The sequence below is a fragment of the Stenotrophomonas sp. YJH_SMC_17 genome, from assembly GCF_059371655.1.
On sequence record NZ_JCAFUU010000008.1, the window covers coordinates 150,390 to 157,534 of the forward strand.

6 protein-coding genes are annotated in these 7,145 nt (G+C 67.1%); 4 read left to right on the plus strand and 2 right to left on the minus strand.

Annotated features, from left to right (window positions below; translation table 11 throughout):
- Positions 1 to 112: 112 nt before the first annotated feature.
- From AC5P8Z_RS17860 to AC5P8Z_RS17870, 3 genes are all read left to right on the plus strand, one after another.
- The gene (locus AC5P8Z_RS17860) at positions 113 to 913 is read left to right on the plus strand and encodes an exodeoxyribonuclease III (RefSeq protein ID WP_286070699.1); all 801 of its coding nucleotides are present in this window, start codon (positions 113 to 115) and stop codon (positions 911 to 913) included.
- Positions 910 to 2,214 (plus strand): AmpG family muropeptide MFS transporter, encoded by a 1,305-nt coding sequence (locus AC5P8Z_RS17865; protein ID WP_286070700.1) that lies wholly within the window; start codon positions 910 to 912, stop codon positions 2,212 to 2,214. Before AC5P8Z_RS17860 ends, AC5P8Z_RS17865 begins: the two co-directional genes overlap by 4 nt.
- Before the next feature lie 78 nt (positions 2,215 to 2,292).
- Positions 2,293 to 2,523 carry a hypothetical protein gene (locus tag AC5P8Z_RS17870; RefSeq protein ID WP_286070701.1) on the plus strand — a complete coding sequence of 77 codons (231 nt, stop codon included), beginning with the start codon at positions 2,293 to 2,295 and terminating at the stop codon, positions 2,521 to 2,523.
- A 106-nt stretch (positions 2,524 to 2,629) separates the two neighbouring features.
- On the opposite strand, the gene AC5P8Z_RS17875 is transcribed toward AC5P8Z_RS17870, so the two are convergent.
- Together AC5P8Z_RS17875 and AC5P8Z_RS17880 are read right to left on the minus strand one after the other, a co-directional pair.
- Positions 2,630 to 3,757 (minus strand): anhydro-N-acetylmuramic acid kinase, encoded by a 1,128-nt coding sequence (locus AC5P8Z_RS17875; RefSeq protein ID WP_495229649.1) that lies wholly within the window; start codon positions 3,755 to 3,757, stop codon positions 2,630 to 2,632.
- Positions 3,758 to 3,823: 66 nt separating this feature from the next.
- On the minus strand, positions 3,824 to 5,296 hold the full coding sequence (locus tag AC5P8Z_RS17880; protein WP_495229650.1) for a peptidoglycan DD-metalloendopeptidase family protein: 1,473 nt from the start codon (positions 5,294 to 5,296) through the stop codon (positions 3,824 to 3,826).
- A 167-nt stretch (positions 5,297 to 5,463) separates the two neighbouring features.
- Between AC5P8Z_RS17880 and tyrS the strand changes: the two genes are divergently transcribed.
- Positions 5,464 to 6,675, plus strand: a complete 1,212-nt coding sequence (tyrS, locus tag AC5P8Z_RS17885; protein WP_043403162.1) for a tyrosine--tRNA ligase — start codon at positions 5,464 to 5,466, stop codon at positions 6,673 to 6,675.
- Positions 6,676 to 7,145: the final 470 nt, after the last annotated feature.

A 7,145-nucleotide genomic window follows, 5' to 3' on the forward strand; every position in this document is an offset into this window, starting at 1 on the left:
GTTTCGCGCTCGTTTGGCCCCGTGTGAAGGCGTTCGCGGGCCCACCCGGCGGACTGCGCAGCCCCGCGGTCAACCGGTATGCTTGTCCGGTTTCCCGCCGTAGGTCTTCCGCATGCGCATCATCAGTTTCAACGCCAATGGCATCCGTTCCGCCGCGACCAAGGGCTTCCTCGACTGGTTCCGTGCCCAGAACGCCGACGTCCTGTGCATCCAGGAGACCAAGGCCCAGGAAGACCAGCTGACCGACCCGATGTTCCGCCCGGACGGCCACCACTGCTTCTACCGCGACGCCATCACCAAGAAGGGCTACAGCGGTGTGGCGATCTACAGCAAGCGCGAGCCGGACCAGGTCATCACCTCGCTGGGCTGGGCCCCGTTCGACGACGAAGGCCGCTACATCGAGGCGCGCTACGGCAACCTCAGCGTGGTCTCCTTCTATATCCCGTCCGGTAGCTCGGGCGACCTGCGCCAGGGCTTCAAGTTCGAAGTGATGGAATGGCTGCGGCCGATCCTGGAGGAGTGGGCGCGCAGCGGCCGCGACTACGTGCTGTGCGGCGACTGGAACATCGTGCGTTCGGCGCTGGACATCAAGAACTGGAAGTCCAACCAGAAGAATTCCGGCTGCCTGCCGGAGGAGCGCGACTGGCTCAACGCCCTCTGCGCCGACCACGGCCAGACGACCGATGTCGCCGCCGGCCGCGGCTGGGCCGATGCCTACCGCCTGCTCAACCCCACCGGCGAGGATTACACCTGGTGGAGCAACCGCGGCGCCGCCCGCGCAAACAACGTCGGTTGGCGCATCGACTACCAGTTCATCACCCCGGGCCTGCGTGACCGCCTGCGCAGCTGCTCGATCTACCGCGACGAGCGCTTTTCCGACCACGCCCCGTTCACCGTGGACTACGACCTGTGACCGAGGCGGCCACGCCGGCCAGCTACAAGGGCTGGGCAGGCATCAAGCGCGCCTTCGGTACCCCGTCGGCGCTGACCATGGCCATGCTGGGCTTCGGCAGCGGCTTGCCGTTTCTGCTGATCGCTTCGCAGACCCTGTCCACCCGCCTGCGTGATGTCGGCCTGGACCTGGGCAGCATCGGCCTGATCAGCCTGGCCAGCTTCTTCTACCTGCTGAAGTTCCTGTGGGCACCACTGCTGGACCGCTACGCCTTCCCGCTGCTGGGCGGGCTGGGCCGACGCCGGTCGTGGCTGCTGGTGTCGCAGGTGATGGTGCTGGTCGGCCTGGTCGCGCTGGCCTTCGTGCGGCCCGAGCAGGGCGTCTGGCCGCTGGTGGCCTGGGTGCTGGTGGCCTCGTTCGCCGGCGCCACGCAGGATTCGGCAGTCGATGCCTACCGCATCGAGATCGCCCCGCAGACCGCACAGGCCGCGCTGGCGGCCACCTACACGCTGGGCTACCGCATCGGACTGATCCTGGCCGGCGCCGGCGCGCTGTACCTCGCCCAGTTCGAAGGCTGGATCGTTGCCTACCTGGCGATGGCCGCGCTGATGCTGCTGCCGATCATCACCACCCTGGTGTGCGCCGAGCCAGAGCGCCCGGCCACGGCCGTGCAGCGCCGCATCGATATCGCCGAAGCCTTCATCCAACCCATCTCCAGCTTCTTCAGCCGTAACGGCGTGGCGCTGGCCCTGGTACTGCTGGCTTTCGTCGGCCTGTTCAAGTTCCCCGACCAGGTGATCGGGGTGATGGCCGGGCCGTTCTACCTCGATTCGGGCTTCGACAAGGCCGACATCGCCACCGTTTCCAAGCTGTTCGGCGTGTGGATGGGCATCGGCGGCGCGTTCCTGGGCGGCATCGCGGTGGCCGCGTTTGGCTTCCGCCGCATGCTGCTGGTGGCCGCATTGGGCGTAGCGCTGTCGAACCTGGCCTTCCTGCTGATGGCGCACAATCCGGGCAAGCTGTGGGCGTTCTATGCAGCGCTCAGCGCCGACAACCTGTTCCAGGGCTTTGCCGGCACCGTGCTGGTGGCCTTCATGTCCTCGCTCACCGACCGCAACTTCACCGCTACCCAGTACGCGTTGCTGGTGTCACTGGCCAACCTGCCGGGGAAGTTCGTCGGTGGTGTCTCCGGCTATATCGTCGAAGCCACGTCCTACAGCACGTTCTTCATCCTCAGCTCGATCACCGTGGTGCCAACCCTGCTGCTGCTGGCGTGGCTGTGGCCGCGCATCGCCGATCGCGGGCCACCGCCGGTCGCCTGATTGCCTGCCCGCCCGGTCTGCGGGATCATCGCCCCGACGCGCCGAGGGGGGCGGTGCCTTGCGAACGGGGAAGTGAGCATGGCCGACGTTGTGCTGCGGGACCTGGACCCGCTGCTGCTGGAACGCATCCGACGGGTCGCGGTCGCCCGCGGCTGGACCCACGAACAGACCTGCGCCGCCTTGCTGGAGCAGGGCCTGTTCTGCAGTGAACTGGAGGTTCGCTCCGGCTTCGGCGATCCGGAAGTGGATGCCCTGTCCGATGCCATCGCCGCCCTGCAGGCCTTGCCCGCAGGGCAGGGCTTCGATTAGCGCTTTTGTAGAGCCGAGCCATGCTCGGCTTCGCGCGGGCCGGGCCAAAAGCAGCCGAGCATGGCTCGGCTCTACAGCGGTGCCTCACCTGCGCGGATGACGCCACTCACGCCAGATGGATCGCCCCCAGGATCCGCGGCCCCTGGGCCCCGGTCACGCTCGGCAGATTGCCGGCCAGCCCGTCCATCGTCCGCTGCGCCAGCCACGCAAACCCCATCGCTTCCACGTACTCCGGGTCCAGCCCGTGCACCGCGCTGGACTCCACCTGCACCTCAGGCAGCCGTGCCGCCAGCCGCTTCATCAGCTGCCGGTTGCGCACACCGCCGCCACAGACCAGCAGGCGGCGGGTCTGCGGCTGCTGCGCCAGCAGCGCATCGGCCACCGTTGCCACGGTCAGCTCCAGCAAGGTGGCCTGCACGTCGGCCGCAGCGTACTGGCCTTCGGCCATGTGCGCCTCGGCCCAGGCCAGGTGGAATTGCTCTCGGCCGGTGCTCTTCGGCGGCGGCAGGTCGAACCACGGGTCCGAACGCCAGCCCAGCAGCAGGCTGTCATCCACCGCACCGCTGGCAGCATACGCGCCGTCGGCATCGAAGGTGCGCCCGGTGTGGCGCTGGCACCAGGCATCCATCAGCGCATTGGCCGGGCCGGTATCGAAGCCACGCACCGCACCTTCGCGCGGGATCAGGGTCAGGTTGGCGATGCCGCCCAGGTTGAGCACCGCGCGGTCCTCGTCGGCGGTGCCCAGCATGGCCAGGTGGAAGGCCGGCATCAGCGGCGCACCATGGCCCCCGGCCGCGACGTCGCGGCGGCGGAAGTCGGACACCGTGGTGATCCCGGTCAACTCGGCGATGCGGTTGCCGTCACCCATCTGCACGGTGAAGGCGGGGTCGGCCAGCGGCCGGTGGCGCACGGTCTGTCCATGCGAGCCGATCGCGCGCACCTGGCTGCGGTCCACGCCAGCCTCGGCCAGCAGCTGATTGGCGGCCCCGGCGAAGTTGATCGCGATCCGGGCGTCCAGCTCGCCCAGCTCCTCCAGCGAGTCCAGCGGGCCACCTTCGCCCAGCGCCACCAGCCGCGCACGCAGCACGGGCTCCCAGCGGGCGGTCAGGCCGTGCACGAAGCGGCAGCCTCCGCCGGCCGGGAATTGCACGAGCGCGGCATCGATGCCGTCGGCGCTGGTGCCCGACATCAGGCCAAGGTACAGGGGGGCGTCAGTGTCGGCAGTCGTGTTCATGGCGGGCATAAAAAAAGGACGCGGCAAGCTTGGGCTGCCGCGTCCTTCTTCGTCAACGCAGGGCGATCAACCGCGCTTGCGGCCGGTGCTGCTCTTGTCCTTGGTGCTGGCCACCTCGGGGGCGGCCTCGTCGCGGCTGGTCGGCGCCGGGCTGGCATCGGCGTAGATCAGCTTTTCCATGCCCTGGATGCGGGCCATCGCCGGCGCGGTCTGCGCGCGGAAGGCGACCAGCTCGGCGCCCTTCAGCGGCTCCGGCGGCGGCATGGTCACGGTCAGCGGGTTGCGGTGCTCGCCGTTGACGCGGAACTCGTAGTGCAGGTGCGGGCCGGTGGCCAGGCCGGTCGAGCCCACATAGCCGATCACCGTGCCCTGGGCCACGCGCTGGCCGGTCTTGATGTTCGCAAAGCGCGACATGTGCCCGTACAGGGTGGTGTGGCCGCGGCCGTGATCCAGGATCACCACGTTGCCGTAGCCACGCTGCACGCCGGCGAACTGCACGCGGGCATCACCGGCGGCCATGATCGGGGTGCCGGTGCGCGCGGCGTAGTCCACGCCCTTGTGCATGCGCATCTTGCCCAGTACCGGGTGCTTGCGCGCACCGAAGGTCGAGCTCAGCCGCGCGAACGGGATCGGCATGCGGATGAAGCTCTTCTTCAGCGAACGGCCGTTGATGTCGTAGTACTCGGACTTGCCGTTGCGGTCGAAGCGGAAGCCGGAATAGGTCTTGCCGCCGGTGGTGAAGGTCGCCGCCAGGATCTTGCTGGTGTCCACCTTCTCGCCCTCGCGCCAGGTTTCATCCATCACCACGCTGAAGCGGTCGCCCGGCTGCAGGTCCTTCGAGAAGTCGATGTCGTACTTGAAGATGTCGTCGGTCATCGTCGCGATCGCCGACGGCGACAGCCCGGCGCGGCGCGCGGCGGCGTACAGCGAACTGGTGATCTCGCCACTGGTGACCACCGTGCGCGTGGAGGTCTCGCGCTTGGTCACCTTCTCCTTGATGTCATTGCCGGCCAGGCTCAGCTCCACCCGGTTGTCGGCATCGCGGTCGAAACGGATGCTGCGCAGGTCGCCGGACAGCGGCATGTCGAAGGCGATCTCGGCGCTCGGGCGCAGCTTGGTCAGCGCCTCGCGCGCGCCCGGGTGGTCCAGTACCCGGTGCAGGGTGGTGGCCGGGATGCCGGCCTTGTCGAACAGATCGCTCAGGGTCTGGCCGCGCTCGACGCGCAGCACCTGCCAGCTGTCACCGGGGACCTGCTGCTGGCGGGCCATGGTCAGCGGCGGCAACGGCAGCGCCAGGCTGGTATGGCTGTCGGCAAAGGGGGCGTCGATGGTGTGCGAGAACCCCGGAACGATCGTCGCCACCAGGGCGCCGATGGTCGCGAACAGACTGGCGTGCACCCAATGGCGCCGGGTCCAGCGCTCGTTGAAGGCGGCGGGAAGGTGTTGCCTGAGCTTCCGATGCAGGGCGTTGTCGTGCAGGACGTGAAGGCGTTCCTGGAAGCGCTGCTTGCGTGCGCGCCCTTGTTCGGAATTGTGCATCGGCGGTTTTTTCCTGGCAGCCCGGGAGCGCGGGCCTGATCGCCGGTTACCATAGACACCTGAGAAAACCGCGTCAAACCCTTGTGCCCATTGGCTTTTGTGAAGCCAATCGGGTTAACTTTGCTTTAACACCCCACACAAGAATCGGCGTTGCCGGGAGTAGTCACGTGTCCTCGATTGAAGAAGCCCTTGCCCTGATCGGCCGCGGTGCCGACGAGATCCTCAAGCTCGAGGATCTGCGTGCGCGCCTGCAGGAAGGCCGCCCGCTGCGGATCAAGGCCGGCTTCGACCCCACCGCGCCCGACCTGCACCTGGGCCATACGGTGCTGCTGAACAAGATGCGCCAGTTCCAGGACCTCGGCCACCAGGTCATCTTCCTGATCGGCGACTTCACCGGCATGATCGGCGACCCGTCCGGCAAGAGCCTCACCCGCAAGCCGCTCAGCCGCGAGGACGTACTGGCCAACGCCCGCACCTATGAGGAACAGGTGTTCAAGGTGCTGGACCGCAGCCGTACCGAAGTCCGCTTCAACTCGGAGTGGTTCGGCAAGATGGGCGCGGCCGACATGATCCGCCTGGCCGGCCAGCACACCGTGGCGCGCATGCTTGAGCGCGACGACTTCGCCAAGCGCTATGCCGCCCAGCAGTCCATCGCCATCCACGAGTTCCTGTACCCGCTGGTGCAGGGCTACGACTCGGTGGCGCTGGAGGCCGACGTGGAGCTGGGCGGGACCGACCAGAAGTTCAACCTGCTGATGGGCCGTGGCCTGCAGGAACACCACGGCCAGAAGCCGCAGGTGGTGCTGACCATGCCGCTGCTGGAAGGCCTGGACGGCGTCAACAAAATGTCCAAGTCGCTGGGCAACTACATTGGCATCAGCGAGCCGGCCATCGACATCGTCACCAAGACCATGAAGGTGGACGACACCTTGATGTGGCGCTGGATCGAGCTGCTGTCCTTCGACATCAGCCAGGCCGAAGCCGTGCAGCTGCGCGAGCAGGTGGCCACTGGCGGCCTGAACCCGCGCGTGGTCAAGCTGCGCCTGGCGCGTGAACTGGCGACCCGCTTCCACGACGCTGCAGCGGCCGAACAGGCCATTGCCGGCTGGGAAGCCGCGGTGACCGGGCAGGGGGACATCACCCAGCTGCCGCTGCAGGATGTGGCGATCCCGGCCGAAGGCCTGCGCATCGCTGCGCTGCTGACCGCCGCCGGCCTGACCCCGAGCAACTCCGAAGCCAACCGCAAGCTCAAGGAGCGCGCGGTGAAGGTGGACGGCGAAGTAGTGGAAGATGGCCAGCAGGTGCTGCAGCCCGGCTTCGAAGGCCTGTTGCAGGTCGGCAAGCGCACCTTCGCCCGCGTGCGCCTGGTCGCTGCCTGAGATACAGGAAGGGCCGGCGCAGCCGGCCCTTCCTTATGCTCTTGTAGAGCCAAGCCCACGCTTGGCTGCTCTTCGCGGGAACCTACCGCAGCGCGTCGGATGAACGGATGCAACATCCGGTGAAAAAAATCGCCACACCCCCTTCACAAATGATGCGAATGGGGACATACTTCTCCTCCCCCGTCGCAGGGGTCGCCACCAAGGGGCTTCAGCGACAACAGGGTGCCCACCACCGCCGAACGAGATGATCGAACGAAGGTGTTGACAGACTGAAAAAGTCTGGCATAATGGGCGGCTCGCCACGAAGGAAACTTCGCAGCACACGGGAGCGGCGCTGAGGCCACTTCCCCGGATCTTTGAAAGTATGCGCAGGTATCTTGTGAAGGCGCCTGCAGGAAGGATGATTGTCCATCTTGCAGACGTTTGATCAAGCAACTATTAATTGTTTTAAAGCAAGCGATACGTTGCCA